General features: G+C 56.6%; 19 protein-coding genes, 8 pseudogenes and 1 other annotated feature. Of the genes and pseudogenes, 14 read left to right on the forward strand and 13 right to left on the reverse strand.

Annotated features, from left to right (window positions below):
* Nucleotides 1-42 precede the first annotated feature (42 nt).
* Nucleotides 43-820, forward strand: a pseudogene (locus ACZ5IL_RS17020) (IS3 family transposase); the annotation flags it as partial.
* Here ACZ5IL_RS17020 and ACZ5IL_RS17025 read toward each other — a convergent pair.
* Nucleotides 805-1825 (reverse strand): annotated as a pseudogene (locus ACZ5IL_RS17025) (IS3 family transposase); the annotation flags it as partial. The pseudogenes ACZ5IL_RS17020 and ACZ5IL_RS17025 sit on opposite strands and share 16 nt — an antisense overlap.
* 81 nt (nucleotides 1826-1906) lie before the next feature.
* On the opposite strand from ACZ5IL_RS17025, the pseudogene ACZ5IL_RS17030 reads away from it, so the two are divergent.
* Together ACZ5IL_RS17030 and ACZ5IL_RS17035 are read left to right on the forward strand one after the other, a co-directional pair.
* Nucleotides 1907-2059, forward strand: a pseudogene (locus ACZ5IL_RS17030) (IS630 family transposase); the annotation flags it as partial.
* 15 nt (nucleotides 2060-2074) lie between these two features.
* A pseudogene (locus tag ACZ5IL_RS17035) lies at nucleotides 2075-2500 on the forward strand (DUF1269 domain-containing protein).
* Nucleotides 2501-2516: 16 nt separating this feature from the next.
* Here the strand turns inward: ACZ5IL_RS17035 and ACZ5IL_RS17040 are convergent.
* Nucleotides 2517-3041, reverse strand: coding sequence for a Bax inhibitor-1/YccA family protein (locus ACZ5IL_RS17040; RefSeq protein ID WP_464596929.1), 525 nt, complete (start codon nucleotides 3039-3041; stop codon nucleotides 2517-2519).
* A 37-nt stretch (nucleotides 3042-3078) separates the two neighbouring features.
* Nucleotides 3079-3786: pseudogene (locus ACZ5IL_RS17045) on the reverse strand (helix-turn-helix domain-containing protein); the annotation flags it as partial.
* A gap of 108 nt (nucleotides 3787-3894) precedes the next feature.
* On the opposite strand from ACZ5IL_RS17045, the pseudogene ACZ5IL_RS17050 reads away from it, so the two are divergent.
* From ACZ5IL_RS17050 to ACZ5IL_RS17060, 3 genes and pseudogenes are all read left to right on the forward strand, one after another.
* Nucleotides 3895-4068 (forward strand): annotated as a pseudogene (locus ACZ5IL_RS17050) (helix-turn-helix transcriptional regulator); the annotation flags it as partial.
* Nucleotides 4069-4197: 129 nt separating this feature from the next.
* Nucleotides 4198-5028 carry an ImmA/IrrE family metallo-endopeptidase gene (locus ACZ5IL_RS17055; RefSeq protein ID WP_464596980.1) on the forward strand — a complete coding sequence of 277 codons (831 nt, stop codon included), beginning with the start codon at nucleotides 4198-4200 and terminating at the stop codon, nucleotides 5026-5028.
* 3 nt (nucleotides 5029-5031) lie between these two features.
* Nucleotides 5032-5523 carry a hypothetical protein gene (locus ACZ5IL_RS17060; protein ID WP_464592539.1) on the forward strand — a complete coding sequence of 164 codons (492 nt, stop codon included), beginning with the start codon at nucleotides 5032-5034 and terminating at the stop codon, nucleotides 5521-5523.
* On the opposite strand, the gene ACZ5IL_RS17065 is transcribed toward ACZ5IL_RS17060, so the two are convergent.
* Nucleotides 5520-5741: a hypothetical protein gene (locus tag ACZ5IL_RS17065; protein WP_464592537.1), complete on the reverse strand. Its 222-nt coding sequence runs from the start codon at nucleotides 5739-5741 to the stop codon at nucleotides 5520-5522. The genes ACZ5IL_RS17060 and ACZ5IL_RS17065 overlap by 4 nt on opposite strands.
* 125 nt (nucleotides 5742-5866) lie before the next feature.
* On the opposite strand from ACZ5IL_RS17065, the gene ACZ5IL_RS17070 reads away from it, so the two are divergent.
* Nucleotides 5867-7435, forward strand: coding sequence for an undecaprenyl-phosphate glucose phosphotransferase (locus tag ACZ5IL_RS17070; protein ID WP_464593326.1), 1569 nt, complete (start codon nucleotides 5867-5869; stop codon nucleotides 7433-7435).
* 16 nt (nucleotides 7436-7451) lie between these two features.
* Here the strand turns inward: ACZ5IL_RS17070 and ACZ5IL_RS17075 are convergent.
* The 4 genes and pseudogenes from ACZ5IL_RS17075 to ACZ5IL_RS17090 all read right to left on the reverse strand — a co-directional run.
* Nucleotides 7452-8206, reverse strand: a protein-coding gene (locus tag ACZ5IL_RS17075) for an IS5 family transposase (RefSeq protein ID WP_464592345.1) whose coding sequence is annotated in 2 segments (ribosomal slippage) — nucleotides 7452-7888 and nucleotides 7888-8206 — 756 coding nt in all. Because the reading frame shifts where the segments join, the coding sequence is not laid out codon by codon here.
* A gap of 260 nt (nucleotides 8207-8466) precedes the next feature.
* Nucleotides 8467-8847: an H-NS histone family protein gene (locus ACZ5IL_RS17080; protein ID WP_464596930.1), complete on the reverse strand. Its 381-nt coding sequence runs from the start codon at nucleotides 8845-8847 to the stop codon at nucleotides 8467-8469.
* 287 nt (nucleotides 8848-9134) lie between these two features.
* A protein-coding gene (locus tag ACZ5IL_RS17085) for an IS3 family transposase (RefSeq protein ID WP_464593328.1) occupies nucleotides 9135-10303 on the reverse strand; the annotation gives its coding sequence in 2 pieces (ribosomal slippage) (nucleotides 9135-10039 and nucleotides 10039-10303; 1170 coding nt in all).
* A 550-nt stretch (nucleotides 10304-10853) separates the two neighbouring features.
* Nucleotides 10854-11891, reverse strand: a pseudogene (locus ACZ5IL_RS17090) (IS3 family transposase); the annotation flags it as partial.
* Between the two features lie 65 nt (nucleotides 11892-11956).
* Between ACZ5IL_RS17090 and ACZ5IL_RS17095 the strand changes: the two are divergent.
* On the forward strand, nucleotides 11957-12979 hold the full coding sequence (locus ACZ5IL_RS17095) for an IS110 family RNA-guided transposase (RefSeq protein ID WP_464591995.1): 1023 nt from the start codon (nucleotides 11957-11959) through the stop codon (nucleotides 12977-12979).
* A 360-nt stretch (nucleotides 12980-13339) separates the two neighbouring features.
* On the opposite strand, the pseudogene ACZ5IL_RS17100 reads toward ACZ5IL_RS17095, so the two are convergent.
* The 3 genes and pseudogenes from ACZ5IL_RS17100 to rfbA all read right to left on the reverse strand — a co-directional run bounded on the left by ACZ5IL_RS17100 (nucleotide 13340) and on the right by rfbA (nucleotide 16700).
* Nucleotides 13340-14565: pseudogene (locus ACZ5IL_RS17100) on the reverse strand (IS3 family transposase).
* Nucleotides 14168-14284 (reverse strand) — a sequence feature (AL1L pseudoknot). Its footprint overlaps the pseudogene before it by 117 nt.
* 170 nt (nucleotides 14566-14735) lie before the next feature.
* Entirely contained in the window at nucleotides 14736-15803 is a 1068-nt protein-coding gene (rfbB, locus tag ACZ5IL_RS17105; RefSeq protein WP_464593330.1) for a dTDP-glucose 4,6-dehydratase, read from the reverse strand.
* 12 nt (nucleotides 15804-15815) lie between these two features.
* Entirely contained in the window at nucleotides 15816-16700 is an 885-nt protein-coding gene (gene rfbA, locus ACZ5IL_RS17110; protein WP_464593332.1) for a glucose-1-phosphate thymidylyltransferase RfbA, read from the reverse strand.
* A 106-nt stretch (nucleotides 16701-16806) separates the two neighbouring features.
* On the opposite strand from rfbA, the gene rfbC reads away from it, so the two are divergent.
* Together rfbC and rfbD are read left to right on the forward strand one after the other, a co-directional pair.
* Nucleotides 16807-17361 carry a dTDP-4-dehydrorhamnose 3,5-epimerase gene (gene rfbC / locus ACZ5IL_RS17115; RefSeq protein ID WP_464593334.1) on the forward strand — a complete coding sequence of 185 codons (555 nt, stop codon included), beginning with the start codon at nucleotides 16807-16809 and terminating at the stop codon, nucleotides 17359-17361.
* Between the two features lie 141 nt (nucleotides 17362-17502).
* Nucleotides 17503-18465, forward strand: coding sequence for a dTDP-4-dehydrorhamnose reductase (rfbD, locus tag ACZ5IL_RS17120; protein ID WP_464593336.1), 963 nt, complete (start codon nucleotides 17503-17505; stop codon nucleotides 18463-18465).
* Between the two features lie 246 nt (nucleotides 18466-18711).
* Here the strand turns inward: rfbD and ACZ5IL_RS17125 are convergent, their stop codons facing one another.
* Both ACZ5IL_RS17125 and ACZ5IL_RS17130 read right to left on the reverse strand, forming a co-directional pair.
* Nucleotides 18712-19098, reverse strand: a complete 387-nt coding sequence (locus tag ACZ5IL_RS17125; protein ID WP_464593338.1) for a hypothetical protein — start codon at nucleotides 19096-19098, stop codon at nucleotides 18712-18714.
* 341 nt (nucleotides 19099-19439) lie between these two features.
* Nucleotides 19440-19691 (reverse strand): hypothetical protein, encoded by a 252-nt coding sequence (locus tag ACZ5IL_RS17130; protein ID WP_464593340.1) that lies wholly within the window; start codon nucleotides 19689-19691, stop codon nucleotides 19440-19442.
* 907 nt (nucleotides 19692-20598) lie between these two features.
* Here ACZ5IL_RS17130 and ACZ5IL_RS17135 point away from each other — a divergent pair.
* From ACZ5IL_RS17135 to ACZ5IL_RS17150, 4 genes are all read left to right on the forward strand, one after another.
* A protein-coding gene (locus tag ACZ5IL_RS17135; RefSeq protein ID WP_464593342.1) for an IS3 family transposase occupies nucleotides 20599-21767 on the forward strand; the annotation gives its coding sequence in 2 pieces (ribosomal slippage) (nucleotides 20599-20863 and nucleotides 20863-21767; 1170 coding nt in all).
* A 197-nt stretch (nucleotides 21768-21964) separates the two neighbouring features.
* Complete coding sequence (locus ACZ5IL_RS17140; RefSeq protein ID WP_464596931.1) at nucleotides 21965-22129, forward strand: helix-turn-helix transcriptional regulator; 165 nt, start codon at nucleotides 21965-21967, stop codon at nucleotides 22127-22129.
* A gap of 170 nt (nucleotides 22130-22299) precedes the next feature.
* On the forward strand, nucleotides 22300-22593 hold the full coding sequence (locus tag ACZ5IL_RS17145) for a hypothetical protein (RefSeq protein WP_464593344.1): 294 nt from the start codon (nucleotides 22300-22302) through the stop codon (nucleotides 22591-22593).
* Complete coding sequence (locus tag ACZ5IL_RS17150; RefSeq protein ID WP_464593346.1) at nucleotides 22583-24769, forward strand: AAA family ATPase; 2187 nt, start codon at nucleotides 22583-22585, stop codon at nucleotides 24767-24769. The genes ACZ5IL_RS17145 and ACZ5IL_RS17150 overlap by 11 nt, the downstream gene beginning before the upstream one ends.
* The last annotated feature ends 1 nt before the right edge of the window (nucleotide 24770 follow it).

The raw sequence follows: 24770 nt of genomic DNA on the forward strand, positions 1-24770 counted from the left end.
CCTGAAGGGCGACCAGGTGAAACTCCTCAAGGAGCTTGAAAAAGAGAACGACCGGATGAAGAGGCCTTGACGACCGACATCATCCGTCTGGCCTCACGCTACGGCCGCTATGGCTATCGCAGGATCCACTGCGATGCTGCGGTCCGAGGGTTGGACGGTGAATGCCAAGCGTGTCGCGCGTATCTGGCGGCGGGAGGGGCTGAAGGTTCCTCAGAAACAACCGAAGAGAGGCAGACTCTGGCTGAATGACGGATCGTGCGTCCGGCTTCGGCCCGAGTATCCAAACCATGTTTGGTCCTATGACTTCGTCGAGGGCCGGACCCACAATGGCAGGAAGTTCCGCATGCTCAACATCATCGACGAGTTCACCCGAGAATGTCTGGCGATCCGGATTGATCGCAAGCTCAACTCGACCAACGTCATCGACGTCTTGTCGGACCTGTTCATCCTACGCGGCGTGCCCGGCCACGTTCGTTCTGATAACGGGCCGGAGTTCATCGCCAAGGCAGTGCGGGAGTGGATTGCAGCTGTCGGCGCCAAGACCGCGTTCATCGAGCTCGGAAGCCCTTGGGAAAACGGCTACTGCGAGAGCTTCAACTCGAAGCTTCGCGACGAACTGCTCAACGGTGAGATCTTCTACAGCCTCGCCGAGGCCAAGGTCATCATCGAGGCATGGCGGCGCTACTACAACACCGAGCGACCACACTCATCGCTCGGATACAAACCGCCGGCACCGGCAATCCTATGGTCGTCCAAGCCACCCCGATCGCCTCCGCCAGCCGCGCGCAAACAATGGCCGAAAAGCCGATCATTGTTATAGTGGCACCTCCATTCCTCGATCCGTTCGATAGCGTCGGCCATCGACAGGAACCATGAGGCATTCAGGCACTCCGCCCGGACGCGACCGTTGAAGGCTTCGCAAAACGCATTGTCCGTTGGCTTTCCGGGTCTCGAGAAGTCGATCTCGACGCCATTGTGATAGGCCCACTGGTCGAGCATCTTGCCGGCGAACTCGGGGCCATTGTCGCAGCGAAGGGTCTTTGGCTTGCCGCGCTCCCTTGCCAGCCGCTCAAGAACCTCGACGACCTGGAAGGCCCTGAAGTTCGTTCTCGGAACGATCGCAAGTGATTCTCGGGTGTGGCAATCGACAACGGTCAAAAGCCGGAACGGGCGGCCGTTGAACAACGCATCCGACATGAAGTCCATCGCCCAGCAGTGGTTCACGGCGGCGATCTTTGGCCGATCGGAACGATAGCGCCAGGCCCGTTTGCGCTTCGGCGTTTTTATCCTGATCGACAGGCCTTCTTCGCGATACAGCCGGTAAGTGCGTTTGTGGTTCAAGCGATAGCCCTCGCGCAGCAGCAGGACGTGGAGACGCCGATAGCCGTAGTGCACCCGGCTGGCCGCCAGGTCCTTAAGCCGAATGCGCAGCTCGGTTTGCGGATCGCCGCGCGACTTGTAGCGTTGTGAAGAGCGATGAAAGCCGGTCGCTTTGCAGGCCCGTCGTTCGCCAATATCGTAGACCTTCTGCAGATGGAATACGACCTCACGTCGGACGGCGGGCCTCACCATTTTTTTCGCAGGACGTCCTGCAACATCGCCTTGTCCAGCGTCAGATCCGCCACCACACGCTTCAGCTTCGCGTTCTCGTCCTCAAAGCTGCTTCAGCCGCCGGATCTCGCTCACGCCCATGCCGGCATAGACTTTGATAAAATGTCGGCTCCGAGACCCCCATCTTCCGGCAAATCTCCTCGATCGTCGTCCCGCTCTCTGCCTGCCTCAACGCAAAGGCAATCTGTTCCTCCGAAAACCGCTTCCGTTTCATGGCATCCGACCTCCGTGGGGTTCAGAATGCCCGAAAAAATTGCCTTCAACATGAACCAGCTTCGTGGGTCAGGATCATTACGAGCAGGTCTTCGCCAAGCTCAAGACCCTGCTCCGAAAGGCGGCTGAGCGAACCGTCGAAGCCACATGGAGGCGCAGCGGCGCCTTATTGGATCGCTTCACCCCGCAGGAATGCGCCAACTACATCGCCAACGCCGGATACGCTTCGACATGAAACAATCATGCTCTAGTGGCGATCGTCTATCCATCGGAGGCCAAGGACGTGCGTCAACGGCCCATCAAATTGCAGAAGGGGTATCTGATCTCCATCAATGACGCCGTCATCGCCGTAAAAACCGATTCCGGCGACATAAGCTCAACCAGTTCGTCAACACTACGGCGATGGGTGCGGTCTCGGGAAGTTTCTGGTCGGCGTGCTCCTCGTCAACCCGATCATCGGCGCCGCGTCTGGCGCGTTGACGGACTTCGGCATCAACGATGCCTCCCCGGCAACGCCGCCCTGTTCGTGCTGATCAAAAACATGACGGCGGAGAAGGTGTGCTCAAGGAAATCCAGAACGCCGGTGGCGGCGGGCTGAAGACGTCCCTGGACGTAACCAAAGGAGAAGGTCCTGCGCGACGCGCTGACCAGTGCAACCGACCGGTCGGCGACCTGAACGATCGACTCGCTTGTCAGCGTCGGCCTCCGGCGAGGCGCAGCAGCATCATGAACAAGTTGATGAAGTTGAGGTAGAGTGACAGGGCAGCGATGACGGACTTGCGGCCAGCCGCGGTCTCGTCATCCCTGCGGTCATACATCGCCCTTATCCGCTGCGTATCGTACGCGGTCAGGCCGGCGAAAACGCCAACGCCAATGACCGAGATCAGCCAATCGAGTCGGCTCGACCCCAGGAAGATGTTGACCAGGCTCGCGATGATCACGCCGACCAGGCCCATGAATAGGAAGGTGCCGAACCCGGACAGGTCGCGTCTGGTGGTATAGCCAAAGAAGCTGAGTGCACCGAACATCGCCGCCGCGACGAAGAAGACCCGTGTGACCGAGGCACTGGTGTAGATGTGCAGCAGCGTCGAGAGCGACACGCCGACCATGCCGGCATAGACGAAGAACAGAAGCCGTGCGGTAGAGGCCGACAGCGTATTGATGCGCGCGCTGATGAAAAACACCAGTAGGAGCGGCGTTAAGATGAAGACCCACATCAGCGGATTTTGCAGCAAAGCGTCACCCGTGAGCTGATAGGGCAACCGCGTAGGCGTGGTTTTCGACCTTCTTGGAAAAGCCGTTGGTTAGGCGAGTAAACCGCCGCATGTGCATGCGGATCGTCAGATTGCTGCGCTCGACATATGACGTTGAGACGTGCGCCGGATCGGGCGCGCCCTCGATAAGCTCTTTGCGGGACCCGGTGCATTCAGCAGGGCTGTAACGGCCCTTGAAACTTTCTGGCGAAGCTCCGTAAATCTTTACAAGCTGGGCGTAGTCGATGTCCCCGCCGAAGGCACCTTCAACCGCCTCCAAATAAGCCTTGTGACCGTCCGATGTAAGTTGGACTCGATTGGCGAGGCGCGCCCGCAGATCGTCCATGAACCACATGGCGCATTCGCCATCCCGGCCGCCAACAAAATAGGAAACGATCATCTTGGAGTCGGCGTCGAGCGCCGTCCAAGTCCATGTATCGCCAGCCTGCTCTGGGGCGGCCTTGGCCTTCGCGACGTTCTTCTGCTTGGCGTAGGTGAAGGACCAGATTTCATCGACCTGAATGCGCCGGGCGGCGACGTTGCGCACGTTCGCGTCATGGTAGGCCATGCAGGCGCGGCCAGCGTCGCAAAGGAGCTTGGCAACAGTGTTCTTGCTGGCCCCGATCACGCGGGTGATTGCGCGGATCGACTGCCCTTCGCAGAGAAGGTGAAGGATACGGGTGCGATCTTCGGGGGTTAGCTTGTTCATGCATCCAAACTGACCAACTCAAACACATAAGTCAAGCATAAAAGGTCAATTTGATTTTTGGCGCAAGTTTTCCTTGAGCTGCGCTTCGCCCCGGTCTATCGTAGGAGAATGAAAGACTACAAAACCCCCGGCCAACTAATCTCCGACCTTCTCGATAAGCGGGGATGGACCAAGCGTGCGCTGGCGGTCGTCCTCGAAAAGGACGAGAGTACGATAAACAAGATTGTCTCTGGCAAGGGCGCGGTGACGACGGAAACGGCGTTGGCGTTGGAGGACCTATTCGGCACGCCGGCCGAGACATTTCTCGACCTCCAGAAGAAATATGATCTTGCCGTCGCCAGGATCGTAACCAAGCCAGATCTCGGTCGCGCGACCAGGGCGGCCATCTTTGGAGACCTACCTGTCGCTGCAATGTGCAAACGGGGATGGCTCGGCACAGATGATCCGCAAGACGTTCCAAGAGTTGAGGCCGGGCTAAAAGCATTTTTCGGCGTCAAGAATCTTGATGAGATTGTGGCTTTGCCGCACGCAGCAAAAAAGACGGATGCAGACTCTCCGCCGACATATTCGCAGATCGCTTGGTTCCATCGCGTGCAAGTGATCGCCCATGAATTGCTCGTGCCGAAATACTCTCCGGCCGCGCTGAAAGCGGCCATTCGAAAATTACACGCGCTGACGGTCGCCCCCGAAGAAGTTCGGAACGCCGCTCGTATTTTGGCAGAGTGCGGTGTCCGGTTGGTCATCGTTGAGAGCCTGCCTTCGGCCAAAATCGATGGCGTATGCTTTTGGCTCGACGAGCATTCGCCTGTCGTCGGCCTGTCATTGCGGCATGACCGCATCGACAACTTTTGGTTCGTGCTGAGGCACGAATTGGAACATGTCCTTCAGGGACATGGATTGCAGGCTTTTGTGCTCGACTCCGAACTAGAAGGGGAAAAGGCCGGGGCCGGCCCGAATGTTCCCGAAGAAGAAAGGATCGCAAATACGGCTGCTCAGGATTTTTGCGTTCCCAAGTCAAAGATGGATGCCTTCGTTTCGAGGAAAGCACCTTTATTCTCTGAAAGTGATCTGTTGGCGTTCGCAAAAATGTTGCGCGTCCATCCGGGGATCGTGGCCGGTCAGCTTCAACATCGCACCGGCCGATATGACAGATTCCGGCAGCATCTAAAGAGTATTCGCGTTCACCTCGGTTCCACCGTCGCAATTGACGGATGGGGCGATATTTATCCTCTTGGAGCATGAACAATGGCAAAGGTCGCGGACCGACAAAAATTCATCCGCTATTGGATGGATACCACTGGCGAAACCGAAATCGACATGACGGCTGTCGCCAAACTGGCAATCAAAATGGGCTGGAAAGCGCCTCCGCCCGTCACGGAAGAAGACCGGCTTGCTCAGCAATTCAAGGAAGCCGCTCGACAGGACATTCGGCACGACCGCAAAACGGGGCGCCCGTACCGGGGTTACCACGCTGTCCCGAAATATGACGCGACCGGGCAGCTCCACTTCTCATACATCGATATCGATGAACCGAAGACCAAACCAGATAGCTTCCGAAAGGCTTGCGTCATGAGGCGTGAGCAATCAGTCGGCGACGTGGTTCAACTGCGGCTTGACCAGCTTCACTGGAATGATACGCGCCCATCCGACCAACAAGTCGAACTGCTGCCGGCAGACATGGAATTCGACGTAGAATTGAAACTCGCCGGCATGGATACTGAAGACGACGCAGCTTAGCCTTTTTTCCAACGTGCTTGGGCGGCGGCGCTGGCGATCTCCGATCGCTGCTTGGGGGTCAGAGCGTTAGCCCGAGCCGGGCCGCCAGCAGTTCCCGCGTTCTTGGCTCTCGCGACTTTGGGCGTATCGACCTTCGCCGACGCTTCACCGGTCGCCGCATCGATGATGAACTTGGCGAGCTGGTTCGGGTCGCGCGGACGTTTGGGGTGCTTCACCATACCCTCTATATGGCATAGCCGGCGCGGCCTTTCCATGACGGTCAAGACCCGCCAATTTCAAACTGACCCACTACCGAAATTTTCGGGAAGGATCAGTAGAGAGGCCACCTTAACAAAACGTTGACTTGCCAACCGATTTAATTTTTAATATTAAATTAATTGAAAAGTACGCCAAGTTGTTTAATTTTTTGAGTTATTTAATTGGTTTCTTATCCATGAACTTTGTTAACCGACAGAAAGTTGGGGTCGCAGAAGCGGGAGAAGTAGCGACCCGCGACTTGAAACGGATTTTCTTAGACAAAGCTCGCAAATGGCCGATCCGCTATGAATGGATAGAGACGGCGACGATCGGCTTCGATGTGGCGATAATTGTCTCGGCCAGCTACTGCGCAAGCCTTTTCTATCAGTTGAAAGAGGGCTTGCAAATAGAACTGGAGCAACCCGCTGGTTCGGCGACATTAGTAGCGGTTCTGTTCTGTCTCCTGCTGAAATGTCAGGGCCAATACAAGCCCACTGAACTGCTTATCTGGCGGCGTCAGATCCGTCTAATTTTTCTAGCTTGGGCGGGTGTGTTCTTACTACTGGCGGGCATCGTCTTTGCCCTGAAAATTGGCAGCGAAATCTCGCGAGCAACGAACATTCTGTTTGCGGCGTTTGGCATTATCGGCCTGATTGCCAACCGGACAATTATCCGAGAATTGCTGAAAAAGGGACTCTCCGACCATAAATTCTCTGGCCGCAAGGTGGCCTTAATTGTTGACTCTACGCAACGGCATGACCCCATTAGCCGAAGGTTATGCAAAGTCGGCCTGGATGTAAGCACCACATTTGCCCTGCCTCCGAGAGGCGCAGGCTCGAGCCTACGGCTAAAGCTCGCTAAAGAGGTCGTAGAGCATATTCGGGGCTCGGATATTGAAGAAGTGATCGTTACCGCGGATCTGAACCGTTGGTCGGAGGTTCGAGCATTTGCAAACGAATTGAGATTGTTGCCTTTCCCGGTCACGATTGTCCCCACCGGAGCGGCCAAAGAGATTTTCGACAGACCACGTTGCGACCTTGGCGGCATGACTCGCGTGGAATTGCAGCGCGGTCCATTAACCCGCCCCGAGCACTGGGCAAAACGCGCCATCGATTTAATCGGAGCAGGCACGGTGTTAGTGCTCTTGGCGCCCCTGCTCGTCATGGTCGCGGTGCTAATAAGGCTGGATTCGCCCGGTCCGGTTCTCTTCAGACAGCATCGCCTTGGTTTTAACGGACGCGGTTTTAAAATTTGCAAATTCAGAACGATGTCGACCCTTGAAGACGGCTTTTCAGCAGTTCAAGCGCGTCCCGTCGACGATCGGGTCACTCGTGTCGGCAGATGGCTTCGAAAGACGAGCATCGACGAGTTGCCCCAACTATTCAACGTCCTAGGCGGTAGCATGTCGCTCGTAGGACCGAGGCCTCACGCTGTCGCCCACGACAACCACTTTGATAAGCTTGTCAGGAATTATGCATTCCGCCAACGCGTAAAACCGGGGCTAACCGGATGGGCGCAGATCCATGGATATCGAGGCCCTACTCCCACAACCGAGCATATCGAGCGACGCGTGAATTACGATCTTTGGTACATCGATAATTGGCGGCTGGGACTAGATTTTGTGATTCTGATGCAAACACCCTTGGAAGTTCTGCGAGGCAGAAACGCCTATTAGGCTCAGGACTCATTGATCAGAGCCAAAAGATGACGGCTGCAGCGATGCAGATGGCAGACATGAAGGTATGTGAGCATCGATCGTAGCGGGTGTGGATGCGGCGCCAGTCCTTGAGCCTGCCGAACGCATTTTCGATCTTGTGTCGTTGGCGATAGAGCATGCGGTCATGTTCGATCGGCTTTGCGCGGCTGGCCTTCGATGGGATGCAGGCCGTGATGCCGCGGGCCGCGAGCGGCTGGCGGAACCAGTTGGCGTCGTAGCCCTTGTCGCCAAGCAACTGCTTCCCGGGCGGCAGCGCATCGATCATCAAGGCCGCCCCCTTATAATCGCTCATCTGGCCTTCGCTGAGCAGCATGATGACAGGGCGTCCCTGACCGTCGCAGACGGCGTGCAGCTTGGAGTTCAAGCCGCCCTTCGTGCGCCCGATACATCGGGGAACAGGTCCTTTTTTAAAAGGCTGGCGGCGGTGCGATGCGCCTTCAGATGCGTCGCATCGATCATCAGGAGAGAGGGCTTGCCACCTTTGCGTGCCAGCTCGGCAAAGATATTGTTGAACACGCCGAGCCGGCTCCAGCGCACGAACCGGTTATAGATCGTCTTATGCGGACCATAGCCGGGCGGCGCATCGCGCCAGCGCAGACCGTTTCTGATGACGAAGACGATGCCGCTGATCACCCGTCGATCGTCAACCCTCGCAATCCCGTGCGACAGCGGAAAATACGGCTCAATCCGGCGCATCTGAGCCTCCGACAGCAACAACAAATCGGCCATGGCGATGTCCCCCAAACATCGCCATTGAATCAACCCGCCAGTCCTCTCGCAACAGATTTAATGGGTCCTGAGCCTAGCTCATCTCCGTTCAACTAACGACAGAATGATACTACCGCTTGCGCAATATGGTCGAGCAGTAGCTCGGCCGGATAATGGTTACGGAGCTTTACGCTTTTGCAGCACGAGAAGGTCCGAATTCGCAGGCTTCCAAATTTGCGGGCGAATGGACGGATGGCGTCAAGCTCGCACACAAGAAAGCCTCAAGCTCTCTGTCTCTCCAGAGAAACGTTTGCGTCGACGATCCGAAACTCCTCGATCCGTCGTCCATTTTCTGTGGCAACCACTAGCCAACGCGGTAACTTGCCCCGACCCGCCCATGTTTCGGTAGGACGTTGAGGATTGCGGTATTTGGGGAGAACACGGGGATACTTCCGTCGTCTCTTGGCAACTTGCTTAGATTCGTCATCAGTCTGCTCCCCGGGCGCGTCCATTCCTCGATGAAGTACAGCCAAACGCTTTTCCAGCTCGCGTTTTTCTGCCCGGATCCGAGCTGTAAGTATACTGCCTATCTCTTCATGCAACGACCAGAGTTCATCAAGAGTCATCAATTCCAATGCACTCGGAGTGAATTTGCTAGGCATCTGCGCAGTCAATATACTTCTCCCCCATGCTTAGGCCGAGCTTTATCTACCCTATCACAACGCGCCTTTATTCGTGAAACGTCTCCATCGTTCACCCAACTCAACAAAAGGTTTTTAGTTCGATACGCTACGTCTTGTGGTTGAAATGTAAATGCAGATTAATCGGAAACGCAAGGACTAATCGATTCGAACATTTCGGACTGATAGTATAAAAAAATAAAGGCGCCAAAGAGACGCGGTGGAGGTGCCAGGGTGGCCTGCCCCTATGAGGTGGTCCGGTTTCAGTCTTAATGCATAATCGGCTTTTCGGCCATTGCTTGCGCTGCTGGCGGAAGCGATCCGGCTGGCTTTGAAGGCCAGGCGATGGCCTCTGGCGCCGGCGGTTTATATCCGAGCGATGAGTGTGGTCGCTCGGTGTTGTAGTAGCGCCGCCATGCCTCGATGATGACCTTGGCCTCGGCGAGGCTGTAGAAGATCTCACTGTTGAGCAGTTCGTCGCGAAGCTTCAAGTTGAAGCTCTCGCAGTAGCCGTTCTCCCAAGGGCTTCCGGGCTCGATGAACGCGGTCTTGGCGCCGACAGCTGCAATCCACTCTCGCACTGCCTTGGCGATGAACTCCGGCCCGTTATCAGAACGAACGTGGCCGGGCACGCCGCGTAGGATGAACAGGTCCGACAAGACGTCGATGACGTCGGTCGAGTTGAGCTTGCGATCAATCCGGATCGCCAGACATTCTCTGGTGAACTCGTCGATGATGTTGAGCATGCGGAACTTCCTGCCATTGTGGGTCCGGCCCTCGACGAAGTCATAGGACCAAACATGGTTTGGATGCTCGGGCCGAAGCCGGACGCACGATCCGTCATTCAGCCAGAGTCTGCCTCTCTTCGGTTGTTTCTGAGGAACCTTCAGCCCCTCCCGCCGCCAGATACGCGCGACACGCTTGGCATTCACCGTCCAACCCTCGGACCGCAGCATCGCCGTGATCCTGCGATAGCCATAGCGGCCGTAGCGTGAGGCCAGACTGATGATGTCGGTCGTCAATGCCTCTTCATCCGGTCGGCTTTGCGGTTTCTTGCGCTGGGTCGAGCGATGCTGGCCCAGAACCTTGCAGGCAAAGCGCTCCGAGACGGAGAACTTCACCATGACATGGTCGACGCAGCGGCGACGGCGGGAAGGGCTCAGAAGTTTCCCGAGGCAGCCTCTTTCAGGATCAGCTTCTCGAGCGTCAGGTCCGACACTGCCTTGCGCAGCCGGTCGTTCTCTTTCTCAAGCTCTTTCAAGCGCTTTACCTGATCGCCCTTCAGGCCACCAAACTCCTTGCGCCACCGGTAATACGTGAACTGCGTCACGCCGATCGAACGAACCGCTTCGCCAACCGATCTGCCTTGTGAAAGCAAAACATCGACCTGGCGCAGCTTCGCGACGATCTCTTCCGCCTTGTGCTTCTTCTGGGGCATTCCAATGTCCTCTCTAACGGCTAATAGCCTAATTCAGGGAGGACCACTTTTCAGGGGGCAGACCACAGGGCATCGGCGACCGCATCGGACTTCGATACAGTAGGACTATCGTTGATGATCGATCGGTGCTGATTCGCGAGCGATGACTGCACACATAGCTACCCGGCCACATTTGCTTGGCGTGTCAATTTCTCGCCGGTCGATTGCTGCGTCTAGGATATCTCAGCCTGTTAGGCACCAGCACGGTGGTGGCTGCCGTGGCCGAAAACAACTCATCGAGAGCCTTCCCAGAAGTCACGCAGCAATTTCTGGGCAATCAGTATATTCCAGCGAGCAGCCCCTTCCCTTTGGCTTGGGCCCCTCGAAGCCGAACCTCCGGGCCTGCAACATCTGGTTCGGCCCCAATAGATCTTCCACACCAGTTCATGGCACCTTACAAAGCTAAAAGCAGCCGAAAGGCCACCTTCAGACTCTGGGAAACGCGACTAAGCGCGCTGAAAATGTTCCGATACGCATTGGCCTGCCCCTATGAGGTGGTCCGGTTTCAGTCTTAATGCATGATCGGCTTTTCGGCCATTGTTTGCGCGGCTGGCGGAGGCGATCGGGGTGGCTTGGACGACCATAGGATTGCCGGTGCCGGCGGTTTGTATCCGAGCGATGAGTGTGGTCGCTCGGTGTTGTAGTAGCGCCGCCATGCCTCGATGATGACCTTGGCCTCGGCGAGGCTGTAGAAGATCTCACCGTTGAGCAGTTCGTCGCGAAGCTTCGAGTTGAAGCTCTCGCAGTAGCCGTTTTCCCAAGGGCTTCCGAGCTCGATGAACGCGGTCTTGGCGCCGACAGCTGCAATCCACTCCCGCACTGCCTTGGCGATGAACTCCGGCCCGTTATCAGAACGAACGTGGCCGGGCACGCCGCGTAGGATGAACAGGTCCGACAAGACGTCGATGACGTTGGTCGAGTTGAGCTTGCGATCAATCCGGATCGCCAGACATTCTCGGGTGAACTCGTCGATGATGTTGAGCATGCGGAACTTCCTGCCATTGTGGGTCCGGCCCTCGACGAAGTCATAGGACCAAACATGGTTTGGATACTCGGGCCGAAGCCGGACGCACGATCCGTCATTCAGCCAGAGGCTGCCTCTCTTCGGTTGTTTCTGAGGAACCTTCAGCCCCTCCCGCCGCCAGATACGCGCGACACGCTTGGCATTCACCGTCCAACCCTCGGACCGCAGCATCGCCGTGGATCCTGCGATAGCCATAGCGGCCGTAGCGTGAGGCCAGACGGATGATGTCGGTCGTCAAGGCCTCTTCATCCGGTCGGCTTTGCGGCTTCTTGCGCTGGGTCGAGCGATGCTGGCCGAGAGCCTTGCAGGCAAAGCGCTCCGAGACGGAGAACTTCACCATGACATGGTCGACGCAGCGGCGACGGCGGGAGGGGCTCAGAAGTTTCCCGAGGCAGCCTCTTTCAGGATCAGCTTCTCCAGCGTCAGGTCCGACACAGCCTTGCGCAGCCGGTCGTTCTCTTTTTCAAGCTCCTTGAGGAGTTTCACCTGGTCGCCCTTCAGGCCACCAAACTCCTTGCGCCACCTAATGGGATGGACGGCTCTCCCTCCACCATTCAGGCTGAGAGCCTGCAACGGGAAGGAGAGCTGCAATGGCCGTCGAGACGCTCGGTATCGATATCGCCAAGAACGTGTTTCAACTTCACGGGGTCAATCATCATGGCTGCGTCGTGCTGAAGCGGCGGGTGATGCGCGATCAGCTTCTCGACATTGTCGCGCAAGTCGAGCGCTGCACGATCGTGGTCGAAGCCTGCACCTGCACCGGCGCGTTCTGCTGGGCGCGCAAGTTCGAGGCGCTAGGCCACCAGGTCAAGATCATCAGCCCGCAATATGTGAAGCCCTTTGTGCGCCGGCAGAAGAACGACGGCAACGATGCCGAAGCCATCTGCACCGCCGCACGCCAACCGCACATTCCGCTCGTCCCAAAGAAGACGGTCGAGCAGCAGGACATCCAGGCCCTGCATCGCTCTCGCCAGCGCATGGTCAATCATCGCACCGCCGTGGTCAGCCAAATCCGAGGTCCCTTGCTCGATCGAGGCTTCGCCATTGCCAAGAGCATTACCCGCGCCCGGCGGTTGGTTCCGGAGATCCTGTCAGATCTGGAGAACGAACTGACGCCGCTGGCGCGGGAGGCAATCGCTGAACTGCATGACCTGTTCCGAGATCTCGACCGCCGCATCGCGATCTTCGACAAGAAGATCGATGCGGTTTTCCGCGGCAGCGAGCGTTGCCAGCGCATCGCGACGATCAAAGGTGTTGGACCTAAGACCGCCACGGCAATTGTCGCTGCCATCGGGGACGGCTCGGAATTCAAGAACGGCCGTCATCTTGCCGCCTGGATCGGTCTCGTGCCGCGGCAATTCTCCAGTGGCGATCGCACCACGTTAATGGGCATTTCCAAGCGCGGGAGCCAGCATCTGCGCAGCTTGCTCGTTCACGGCGCCAGAGCTGTGGTCCGGACGGCGCCATCCAAGACAGACCTCAATAACCAATGGGTCAATCAGCTTCGGGAGCGGCGCGGCTTCAACCGTGCCACGGTGGCAGTCGCCAACAAGAATGCACGAATTATCTGGGCTGTGCTTCAAACCGGCGAACCGTACCGCGCCGCTTTCTGAGGACCCGCCTGGAGATTGCGAGACGACGGAGAAATGAGATGCACAGGTCGGACCGGCGCGCCAAGAGCCTGACTTTTATCGAGGCCTTCGTGGCCTACCAGCTGTAAAGGCGGGCGCGAGCGGATTCCCCATTTGGGCGCCCTGGATCACTTCGGGTGACGCCGGATAGATGTTTGCAACGGGCCATGCAGATCAGTTCAAAATCGACTTGCAATGGGAGAGCCGTCCATAGAGATAATACGTGAACTGCGTCACGCCGATCGAATGAACCGCTTCGCCAACCGATCGACCTTGCGCCAACAAAACATCGACCTGGCGGAGTGAACCGCCCCGGGCTTGCCGGAGGCTATTTCGTTTGAGTCACGCCGCCAGTTTCTGCTCATTGAGCATAGCGTAGTAACGTTCCTCAGCTTCGGCCGGCGGGATGTTGCCGATTGGCTCCAGCAGCCGGCGATTGTTGAACCAGTCGACCCAGGTCAGCGTCGCGAACTCGACGGCTTCGAAACTCCGCCAAGGTCCACGTCTGTGGATGACCTCAGCCTTGTAGAGCCCATTGATCGTTTCGGCGAGCGCATTGTCGTAGCTGTCGCCGACGCTGCCGACGGAAGGCTCGATGCCCGCCTCAGCAAGGCGCTCGGTGTATCGAATACTGACGTATTGCGAACCCCTGTCGGAATGGTGCACCAGGCCACCACGTGCTGGTCGCCGTTCGTGAAGCGCTTGTTCCAGCGCGTCGAGCACGAAGCTTGCATACGCCGTTCGGGAGACGCGCCAGCCGACGATGCGACGAGCGTAGGCGTCGATCACAAAAGCGACGTAGATGAACCCGCTCCAAGTACTCACATAGGTGAAGTCGGAGAGCCAGAGCATATTGGGCGCCGGCGCATGGAATTGGCGGTTCACATGGTCCTGCGGGCAAGCCGCGGCCTTGTCCTGCATCGTTGTGCGGACTGGTTTGCCGCGGATCACGCCCTGGAGGCCGAGGTCGGCCATCAGGCGCTCGACCGTACAACGCGCGACAACGACGCCTTCGCGGTTGAGCTGCCGCCAGACCTTCCGTGCGCCGTAGACTTCGAAGTTCTCGGCGAAGACACGTTCGATCTCCGGCTTCAACACCAAATCCCGGTGCGCCCGAACCGATAACTTCGAAGGATCAACCCTCTTGGCGACGTGGTCATGGTAGGTCGAGGGGGCAATCGGCAGAACCTTGCAGATCGGCTCGACCCCATAGACCTCGCGATGATCGTCAATAAACGCGATCATGTCTTTGACCGGCGGTCAGGCTCCGCCTGGGCAAAATACGCGGATGCCTTGCGCAGGATCTCATTGGCTTGCCGGAGTTCACGGTTCTCGCGCTCCAAAGACTTCATCTTGGCGGTCATGTCCGTCGATGCGCCAGGACGCTTGCCGGTGTCGACCTCCGACTTCTTCACCCAGTCGTTCAATGTCTGGCCTGTGCAGCCGATCTTCGCGGTAACCGAGGTAATCGCAGCCCATCGCGACTGACGCTCATGCTCGTGATCAAGGACCAGTCGGACAGCGCGGTTGCGGACCTCAGGCGAAAACTTGTTGGTCGTCTTACTCATGGTGGCTCCATCCTCTCAAGAGTTGGAGCCTCCGGCAAACCCAGGGCGGTTCACAGCTTCGCGACGATCTCTTCCGCCTTGTGCTTCTTCTGGGGCATTCCAAATCCTCTCTAACGGCGAATGCCTAAGTCAGGGAGGACCACTTTTCAGGGGGCAGACCACGCATAGTGTTATTGACCAAGTCCGACGCGGGTTGAAACGTAACCTCGTGCAAGAATAGCCTGCCACCAATGCTTCTGGTCTATGTACCAGCGAACCGTACTTTCAATTCCACTTTCGAAATTTTTCTCAGCTTTCCAGCCAAGTTCGCGCTCTATCTTGGAAGCATCAATGGCATAGCGGCGATCATGCCCAGGTCGATCGGCAACAAATGAGATCGAATCGTGCCGAGAGCCAGCCGGATGTGGTGAAAGCTCGTCCAATAAATCGCAAATGGCCTTCACCACCTGCAAATTTGTTCGCTCATTGCATCCCCCAATATTGTAGGTCTGCCCGACCAAGCCACGCTCAAGTATGAGCGTAAGAGCCTTCGCGTGGTCTTCAACAAAGAGCCAGTCACGGACGTTCCGCCCGTCGCCATAAACAGGCAGTTTCTCGCCTGCCAGTCCTTTGATGATCGCATGAGGAATCAGTTTTTCGGGGAAATGGTAAGGACCATAATTGTTCGAACAATTGGTAAGGAGTGTCGGTAGCCCATAAGTTTCATGCCACGCCCGAATCAAATGGTCCGACGAAGCCTTGCTTGCCGAGTAAGGCGAGTTCGGAGCGTAGGGTGAAGCTTCTGAAAAGTAACCGCTTTCCCCGAGTGAACCGAAAACTTCATCCGTGGAGACGTGCAGAAAGCGAAATCCTTCGCGCTGTGCACCCGTCAGTCCGCGATAATAACGCAGCGCCTCCTGCAGCAAAGAAAACGTGCCGACGACGTTGGTCTGTATGAACTCACCTGGGCCATCAATCGATCGATCGACATGGCTTTCCGCGGCCAGGTTCATCACTGCGTCAGGTTGGAACTTTGAAAAAAGCTGTCGCAACAACGGCGCGTTGCAAATGTCCGCCCGTTCAAACGCGTAACGTGAGTTGCTGACGCCATTCGGGATATTGCTAAGATTCGCCGCATAAGTCAGCTTGTCGAGATTGACGACGTTTGCTTGCGTATCGGCGAGAAGATGTCGGCACACCGCTGAGCCAATGAAGCCAGCGCCGCCGGTCACGAAAATCGTCGCTCCTTCGAATCGCATAACGTGCTCCTGCTAGTATTGGTCCGTCTCAAAGTTACGATAAACGGACATTAAATATTCGCCGTAGCTGCTTTTCGCGCATTTGCTGGCCGCGCGACCGAACTGCTCCAGAGAAATATAACCCTGACGGAGCGCGATCTCCTCGGGGCAGGCGATGCGTAAGCCCTGGCGTTGCTCCAGGATCTGGACAAAGTGGCTGGCCTCGACCAGCGAGGAATGCGTCCCGGTATCGAGCCAGGCGAATCCGCGGCCCAAAACCTCGACAAAGAGATCGCCGCGTTCCATGTAGGCTGAATTAACGTCTGTAATCTCGATTTCACCGCGGGCGGAAGGCACGATCCTGCCGGCAATGTCGACGACGTCGTTGTCATAAAAATAAAGTCCGGTCACCGCGACGTTGGATTTCGGTTTCCTCGGCTTTTCCTCGATCGAGAGGGCGCGGCCAGAAGCATCAAGCTCGACCACACCGTACTGATCGGGATTGTTGACAACATTGCCGAATATTGTGGCCCCCACCCTTCTGGCCGATGCCTTGGTAAGAAGCTCGGGCAAGCCATGTCCGTAGAATATATTATCGCCCAGGACCAAAGCGACCGCATCTGATCCGATAAAATCGCGTCCAACGATGAAGGCGTCAGCTAACCCTCGGGGATGATCCTGAGCGGCATATGAGAACCTCAATCCCAAATCGGTGCCGTCGCCGAGTAAACGTTGAAATAGCATTTGATCTTGAGGCGTGGTAATCAGTAGAATCTCACGGATTCCAGCGAACATCAGCACCGAAAGCGGATAGTAAATCATCGGCTTGTCGAACACCGGAAGCAGTTGCTTGGAGACGACAGTCGTAACCGGAAAGAGACGGGAGCCGGTTCCGCCGGCCAGTATGATGCCTTTCATGGGCCCTCAAAGGGGTTAAACGAAGAGTTAGCAACCAACGCCGCCGACGGCACAAGCTCGATATATATACGTAGTTAATTGGCCACACTCGAAAAATATTCTTTAAATGAACGTCATAACTACAACGATCCCCGAAGTACTGATTATCGAGCCGACCCTTGTCGGCGACTCCAGAGGCTTCTTTCTGGAAACTTATCAACTGGAAAGATACGCCGCACATGGGATTTCGCGGCCCTTCGTGCAGGACAATTTATCACGGTCTTGCCGTGACGTGCTGCGGGGGCTTCATTTTCAGAACCCGATGAGCCAGGGCAAGCTCGTTAGCGTCGCCAGAGGACGCGTTTTGGATGTTGCCGTGGATGTCCGGCATGGCAGCCCGACCTTCGGCCGGCATGTTGCCGTGGAACTCGATGATGAAAATCGTCGTCAGCTTTGGGTACCGCGCGGCTTTGCTCACGGGTTTGTTGTGCTATCGGACACAGCCGACTTCTCCTACAAGTGCGATAACAGTTACAGTCCGAAGGACGAAATTGTCGTGCGCTGGAACGATCCCGAACTGGCGATAGCCTGGGGGATCGACAACCCTTCTCTTTCTGCGCGCGACTCCGCCGCCCCGCTGCTCAAGGACATCTCTCGTCTTCCGCGCTACGGGGAAGTCTGAGACCAGGATCGCGGCTGATGTTATGATTTCGACCTTCAACTGAATAACCGGAGTGCCCGGCATTCAAATCGACCCCGCAACGTCGTTGCTACGTTTTCAATTCCAGCTTTCGCCAACCGGCTCTGCCATGGAAGGCGGCTGTTGGATATCGCAGGGCGTATCGAAAAACATGGATCGAAGTGCTGCGACATGCGAATTTTACTTACAGGGACAACTGGACAAGTCGGCAGCGCCTTGCTCGCGATCCTAAGGGACAAGCACGAAGTGATTGCTCCTTCACGGTCGACATTTGATTTTACCGCGCCGCAAAGTCTTGGTTATGCTCTCGACAAATTTGCTCCCGACTTGATCATCAACCCAGCTGCCTATACCGCTGTCGATCGCGCTGAAGAAGAGCCGGAACTAGCCTTCAAGATCAATCGAGATGCGCCGCGTTTCATAGCGTATTGGGCGGCCGCACGTAACGTTCCATTGATACACTTCTCGACGGATTACGTATTCAATGGAAAGGGCGATCAGCCGTCACGAGAAAATAGTCCCACCTATCCGCTTTCGGTATACGGCAGGAGCAAACTAGCCGGCGAAGATGCAATCCGCGAAGCAGCGGGACCACATTTGATCGTCCGGACATCGTGGGTGTATGCCGCGCGCGGCAGTAATTTTCTCAGAACAATTGCGCGCTTAGCACGCGAACGTGAGGAACTGAGAATTGTTGCAGATCAGGTCGGTGCGCCAACTTCGGCACGCGTCATTGCGAACGTGGTAGAGCAACTGACTGCAATGGAGCCGTCCGACCTATGTCGTGGCTTTACGAAGGCGGAAGGTGTTACCAATATCGTGACTGCCGGCGAGACTAGCTGGCACGGTTTTGCCGCTTCGATTGTTGAGGGACTGCGATCTCGTAATGTCGCTCTTGCCGTGAAATTGATCTTACCTCTACGGACGGAAGACTATCCCACTAAAGCCAAGCGGCCGCTAAACTCGCGCCTTGACCTGACCAGAATGCAGGAAGTGTTCGGCATTACACCGCCAACATGGCAAGAGGCCCTTGAACCGGAGTTAGACGAACTTGCTAGTGAAATGCAGACGACCGACATTAGATAACGCCGTCGTTTGCTGTTACGCCAACCGAGGCCTATCGCGGCGATTGAACCTGACTCTCATCGGATCACGGATCGCGCCGAACTCCCTCCCGCCAGGTTTCGTTTATGATCGTATTGGTGTCGCTGACGCATTGCTTCGCCGATCTGGATCTGGCTGGCATTCGATACGCCCAGGCCACTCCACGATGGAACGCCGTGCCATGATGCACACTGCGGTGTGTGCGAGCGCAATGCATGCCAGATGAGGTCATTTAGTAAGATCTTGGGGAGCTAATTTCAGTTCCGGAAAGCGTGTGATCAACGCTGTCTGGAGAAACTTCAGATGTCCAATCTGGGTTTCGAGGTCTGTTAATCGGCGCTCTCCATTCTTGATTTCGGCACCCAATAGATCTTGAAATTTACTGTCGATTGCATCGCGTTCAAGATACTCGTCAGTCCCGGTTCCGAAAGTCACAGCCGCACGCGCGAGGGTGTCTTCAATCCGTCGACCCAAACCGATGCGTTCAGCCTCTGCAAATTCGATCGCACTTTCTATCGCCTCGGCGATTAGCCTGAGGCGCGCTTGGTCGGAATCGATATTGCGGGCAGCAGAACGCGTTCTAAAAAACTTTTGAGCACGCGCTAGTAGAAACATGGGTGATCTCAGGAAAGAAAAAAGATCCAATAATTGTAATGGCTACGACTGGTAAAACCTAGGGTATCTCTTGTGACAATTTCGCGGACACCAGTATGTCGTCACAGGACCACCTTTATCTCGATCCTGTGATAATAGTGCCGCTTCCCAATAGTCGCCCCCCCCCGCGTCGGCAAATCATGCCAACATCCCCAGCGCGTCATCCAGAGAAGCGCATTCAAGGTTTGCGCATTGGTGCCGGGTCGCGCTTGTCTTTCACTGCACCAGTACGCGAAACTATTCCATTGGTCGCATCGAAGCGCATCGTGAAGTTGATCTAACCCGAAGCCAATTATTGGGCTCTAGTCAGCTTTATGACGGCCTTTAATCAGCCGGTACACGCCATATGCGACTAAGAGTACTGGAAATCCAGCAGCACCCACCAATGGGCCAGGAGCACCGTGAACACCTCCATTCTTCCAATTGCCGGGAAAGCCGCCCTGAAAGATCCATATATCGGGCGATAAACCACCATTGTAATAAATGTATCCGGTGGTTGCTATGCCGAACAGAGCCAAAGAGAAAAGGATAGCTTTGAGAATAACAGAAAGCATGGCTTATGTTCCAGACACGTTTAGCACGATAAATTAAACTGTACCTTAACCAGATAAAAAGATAAACTGTTGTTGTCCACCACGTGGGGACGAACTTCTTTAAATGTCAGTTTGTTAAGTTAATTCGGCTCTCTTCCCGACCCCATAGGGCCGGATTTTTTGCTATCGCATAGGTCCCTGGCGGTCGGCGACAGACCGGAGCTGAAAATAGAACCGCGTCGTACATGGCCAGTGGAACGCAAGCCGGATACCTCCGCAGCGATCGGCCTATAAACTTTCGGCCTATAAAACCCTGACGTCTGGGAGGCGGGCGAGCTGCCGCTCGGGGGCGGTTGGGCGCGTAGACGGTGGATGTCATTATCCCGCCAGTAAACTTTTAAGTCAGCTTGAACCTTCAATTCGCTGCAAAAACTAACTATTGGCGGCAGTATTCCACCCGCGATGAAGGAAATAACGTACATGTCTCCGGAACAGCAGTTTGCGACGATTAGCCTTCGCACAACAAATTTAATGAAAGAATTGCATCAACTGAACCTCCTGCGGAACAAGGTCCATAGGGCGAATCTGTCGGCCATACGAAGTCGGAACGCTGATATCAAAGAACGGGGGGAGGAACGTCACGATCAAGATTGCAGCGAGCGCCGCGCTAACGTCGTCGCTGCTGGGACGGCTCTAGTAATTGCGGGTTCTATGTGATGCTCGGACTTGAGGTGACCCATGAGGTGCCGGAGTCCTGTTTGATTTGGTGAACGCTCTGAAGCGTAATCGGAGCGCTGTGAGGCTGCAGTAGCATTTCGAGAGGCTGCCGCCGATCAGCGGACCCGGGCGGGCGACCCAAACACTGGTCTGCCCCCTGAAAAGTGGTCCTCCCTGAATTAGGCTATTAGCCGTTAGAGAGGACATTGGAATGCCCCAGAAGAAGCACAAGGCGGAAGAGATCGTCGCGAAGCTGCGCCAGGTCGATGTTTTGCTTTCACAAGGCAGATCGGTTGGCGAAGCGGTTCGTTCGATCGGCGTGACGCAGTTCACGTATTACCGGTGGCGCAAGGAGTTTGGTGGCCTGAAGGGCGATCAGGTAAAGCGCTTGAAAGAGCTTGAGAAAGAGAACGACCGGCTGCGCAAGGCAGTGTCGGACCTGACGCTCGAGAAGCTGATCCTGAAAGAGGCTGCCTCGGGAAACTTCTGAGCCCTTCCCGCCGTCGCCGCTGCGTCGACCATGTCATGGTGAAGTTCTCCGTCTCGGAGCGCTTTGCCTGCAAGGTTCTGGGCCAGCATCGCTCGACCCAGCGCAAGAAACCGCAAAGCCGACCGGATGAAGAGGCATTGACGACCGACATCATCAGTCTGGCCTCACGCTACGGCCGCTATGGCTATCGCAGGATCACGGCGATGCTGCGGTCCGAGGGTTGGACGGTGAATGCCAAGCGTGTCGCGCGTATCTGGCGGCGGGAGGGGCTGAAGGTTCCTCAGAAACAACCGAAGAGAGGCAGACTCTGGCTGAATGACGGATCGTGCGTCCGGCTTCGGCCCGAGCATCCAAACCATGTTTGGTCCTATGACTTCGTCGAGGGCCGGACCCACAATGGCAGGAAGTTCCGCATGCTCAACATCATCGACGAGTTCACCAGAGAATGTCTGGCGATCCGGATTGATCGCAAGCTCAACTCGACCGACGTCATCGACGTCTTGTCGGACCTGTTCATCCTACGCGGCGTGCCCGGCCACGTTCGTTCTGATAACGGGCCGGAGTTCATCGCCAAGGCAGTGCGAGAGTGGATTGCAGCTGTCGGCGCCAAGACCGCGTTCATCGAGCCCGGAAGCCCTTGGGAGAACGGCTACTGCGAGAGCTTCAACTCGAAGCTTCGCGACGAACTGCTCAACAGTGAGATCTTCTACAGCCTCGCCGAGGCCAAGGTCATCATCGAGGCATGGCGGCGCTACTACAACACCGAGCGACCACACTCATCGCTCGGATATAAACCGCCGGCGCCAGAGGCCATCGCCTGGCCTTCAAAGCCAGCCGGATCGCTTCCGCCAGCAGCGCAAGCAATGGCCGAAAAGCCGATTATGCATTAAGACTGAAACCGGACCACCTCATAGGGGCAGGCCAACTTCGCAGCATTTCTGAGGCGGGAATTGCAGTTTCGTCAACGAAGGTATGGAGGCTGCTGAGGCAGAGACACTTTGTCGAGCGACTAAAGTAGCCTGTTCAGCACCATGCACCGGTGTTTCCTTCCATGCAGCCTAGAAAGTAGAAGCCAATGGCAAAATGGATGACTCAAGATGAACTTTGCGCCGAATGGCGCGTATCGAGGACAACGCTTCAGCGATACCGGCGCGAGGGCACCGGCCCCGCGTTTTACCGAATCCCCGCTGGGATTCGGTACCTGCGTTCTGACGTGGAAGCGTGGCTCGCTGCTCGCCGCGTAGCCGCATAACCCCGCAACAAAAAAGGCCGCAAGCGTGCCACCGCTGCGACCTTTGAATTTGGAGACTTCCTGAAGTGCCTCACATTACCAACGCGCCCCGCGCGCAGCAAGATATTTGTAACAACCATCAACCTCGCGCAAAGCGTTCCCGCGACCTTCTTTCATCGGAAGAAGCAAGCATGTTCGCGCAACATCCGAACGCGCGATACCTTTTCAAGTGGGAAGTGATCAATCCGAAAACGGATCACTTTCTGTTTGAAGTCGTGACGCGTTCCGGTGGGCGGCTCACCGGAGATACTTGGGACCTGGTATTCCGTCTGGAAAACTATTCCGTTGGCGATGTGGTCGCCCGATTGCGCAAGGCTATCCGGCGCATGGCACTTCGCTGCCCGACGCGAATCTCAGTTCACGCCCCCGATATGGTGTGGGCACCATCGGGGTTTCGCCAATGGTCGCAGCGCCATGCGCGATAGCGAGTTTGAAGAAGTCGCGCTGGCGTTGATCGGCAATGGTTACTCGCCACTGCCGATCATGCCGGGCTCAAAGTCACCTGGCGAGCGCAGTCCCGATGGCGGTTGGCGCTCAATGTCCCGATGGCAAAAGTGGTGTTACGAGCCAGTACCAGTGACTCGCGTGGAAGCCTGGCTCAGGATGGTCGGCGATAGCGAGGTCGGAATCGGCGTCGCTTGCGGGCAGGGATTGATCTGCATCGACATCGATCAAGAGTTCTTGCTTGATCCTGTGCTCGCGATCCTGCCTTCGTCTCCGGTGCAGAAGAAGGGTCGCAAGGGCGTCTCTCTGTTCTACCGTGGCGACACCGAGAAGATTAGGTCGCGCAACTATCGCACCGACGAGCGCGTTGGTTTGTGCGATCTGCTCGCCGAAGGCAAGCAAACGGTTTTGCCTCCATCGATCCACCCTGACACCAACGAACCTTACTTCTGGTGGGGCGACCTCACGCTCGTTGACGTGACGCTGTCCGAGCTTCCGGAACTTCCGAACGACATCGCCGATCGCCTCGCGGAAGTCCTGAAGCCGTTCGGGTATGATCCGGAAGCCGAGAGGCCGGTGCTGGTACGGAGCGACACGCCAGCACGCAGCGCCGGCGGCGCAAGGGCGAGCAGCATCTATCGTCAGGCCAATGACGATGCGCTCGCGAATCTCGATTGCTGGGTGCCCGAGCTCCATCTTTACAGGTGGCGGCGAAAGCCTGGCGGCTATGAGGCCGTCGCGCATTGGCGATCATCCAGCACCGGGCGGGCACTAGAGCTTCGCAAGCGGAATCTTTCCATCGTCCGTAGGGGCATCGAAGACTTTGGAAGCGGCGAGAAATTCACGCCAATCGATCTGGTCGTGAAGGCGCGAGGCTGTGACGCGGATACCGCGCTGGGTTGGCTGCTCGAACACCTGCCGGACGACGAACCGAAAATCGTTCTGGTCAATGGACCGAAGACGCTTGAGCGCATTCGCGCGCGGGAAGCCGCTGTGCTGGAGCCTGAGCAATTGTCGGCGGTCCAAAAGGCTAAGCCAACCACCGCCCGCAGGCATGAAAAGTTCCGCGTGACGATGTTCGATGACATCGAGGACAACGCAAAAAAGGAATGGGTTGTGGAAGGCTTCATCGCCGCCGGGGAGTTTACCTATGCGGTCGGAAAGCCCTCAGCGGGCAAGAGCGCCATTTTCACGGATGCAGCCTGTCATGTCGGCGCTGGCATGGAGTGGCACGGCCGCCCGGTCAAGAAAGGCCTGGTAGTTTATCTCGCGGCAGAGCGTGGCCCGACCACGCGCCGTCGCATGATGGCGTTCCGCAAACACCATGGAGTGTCCGGGGTTCCGGTGGCCATTATTGAGGGGAAGGCCGATCTCACGAACGGCGTGGCGGACGCGGTGGCCTTGGCCGAACGTATCGTGGAGTTAGGCAACAACTTGGGTCTGCCCCCGGTCTGGATCATTGTGGACACCCTGTCCCGTACCTTCGGCGGTGCAGATCAGAATAAGTCCCAGGACATGGGCAAGTTTGTCCGGGCTGTCGATACGATCATTGAGAAGACCGGAGCCCATGTCACCGTCATTCATCATACCCCTTGGGAGCAGGAACGGGCCAAGGGCGCAATCGACCTGGACGGCGCGGTGGATGCCTCATTCCTGGTGAGGAATAACAACGGTCGCTACATGCTGCGCTGCGATGGCGGAAACGATCAGGAAGAGGGCCTGATTGCGGCTTACACCATGAAGTCAGTCGTGGTCGGAACCGACGAGAACGGGAAAGTCACGGATGCGCCGGTTGTCATTCGGGATGAGGCCGCAACTGATTCCGACGATGGCGATATCAAGTTGAGCAGCAAAAAACCGCCGCTCGCTGTCCGGTTGTTTGAAACCGCGATCAGGGAGAAGGGAGAGGCTAATCCCGTCGATGGGCGGATTGCGGTTCACAAGTCCGACTTGAGGGAAATTCTCCTCCGTGAGAAGGGCAAGGGATCGAACGCCACGAAGGAATCAAAGGAGGCCATGGTTCGCAGCCTCATTGCCAGTATCCGGAAAAGGGCGGCAGACGAAATCGGTGAATATTTCTACCCGAAGGCCGCGAACGACAACATTAAGTTTCAGAGAACCGGTGAAGCGAATAGCGAACACCGAACCCCCCTCTAAA

It is taken from the genome of Nitrobacter sp. CN101, from assembly GCF_055390255.1.

Excerpts from the sequence above, each read along its gene's own strand:
- ACZ5IL_RS17040 (WP_464596929.1), bottom strand. The coding sequence starts at position 3,041 with ATGTGGGTCTTCATCTTAACGCCGCTCCTACTGGTGTTTTTCATCAGC.
- ACZ5IL_RS17055 (WP_464596980.1), top strand. The coding sequence starts at position 4,198 with ATGTGCAAACGGGGATGGCTCGGCACAGATGATCCGCAAGACGTTCCA.
- ACZ5IL_RS17060 (WP_464592539.1), top strand. The coding sequence starts at position 5,032 with ATGGCAAAGGTCGCGGACCGACAAAAATTCATCCGCTATTGGATGGAT.
- ACZ5IL_RS17065 (WP_464592537.1), bottom strand. The coding sequence starts at position 5,741 with ATGGTGAAGCACCCCAAACGTCCGCGCGACCCGAACCAGCTCGCCAAG.
- ACZ5IL_RS17080 (WP_464596930.1), bottom strand. The coding sequence starts at position 8,847 with ATGCCTAGCAAATTCACTCCGAGTGCATTGGAATTGATGACTCTTGAT.
- ACZ5IL_RS17095 (WP_464591995.1), top strand. The coding sequence starts at position 11,957 with ATGGCCGTCGAGACGCTCGGTATCGATATCGCCAAGAACGTGTTTCAA.
- rfbB (WP_464593330.1), bottom strand. The coding sequence starts at position 15,803 with ATGCGATTCGAAGGAGCGACGATTTTCGTGACCGGCGGCGCTGGCTTC.
- rfbA (WP_464593332.1), bottom strand. The coding sequence starts at position 16,700 with ATGAAAGGCATCATACTGGCCGGCGGAACCGGCTCCCGTCTCTTTCCG.
- rfbC (WP_464593334.1), top strand. The coding sequence starts at position 16,807 with ATGAACGTCATAACTACAACGATCCCCGAAGTACTGATTATCGAGCCG.
- ACZ5IL_RS17125 (WP_464593338.1), bottom strand. The coding sequence starts at position 19,098 with ATGTTTCTACTAGCGCGTGCTCAAAAGTTTTTTAGAACGCGTTCTGCT.
- ACZ5IL_RS17130 (WP_464593340.1), bottom strand. The coding sequence starts at position 19,691 with ATGCTTTCTGTTATTCTCAAAGCTATCCTTTTCTCTTTGGCTCTGTTC.
- ACZ5IL_RS17140 (WP_464596931.1), top strand. The coding sequence starts at position 21,965 with ATGACTCAAGATGAACTTTGCGCCGAATGGCGCGTATCGAGGACAACG.
- ACZ5IL_RS17145 (WP_464593344.1), top strand. The coding sequence starts at position 22,300 with ATGTTCGCGCAACATCCGAACGCGCGATACCTTTTCAAGTGGGAAGTG.
- ACZ5IL_RS17150 (WP_464593346.1), top strand. The coding sequence starts at position 22,583 with ATGCGCGATAGCGAGTTTGAAGAAGTCGCGCTGGCGTTGATCGGCAAT.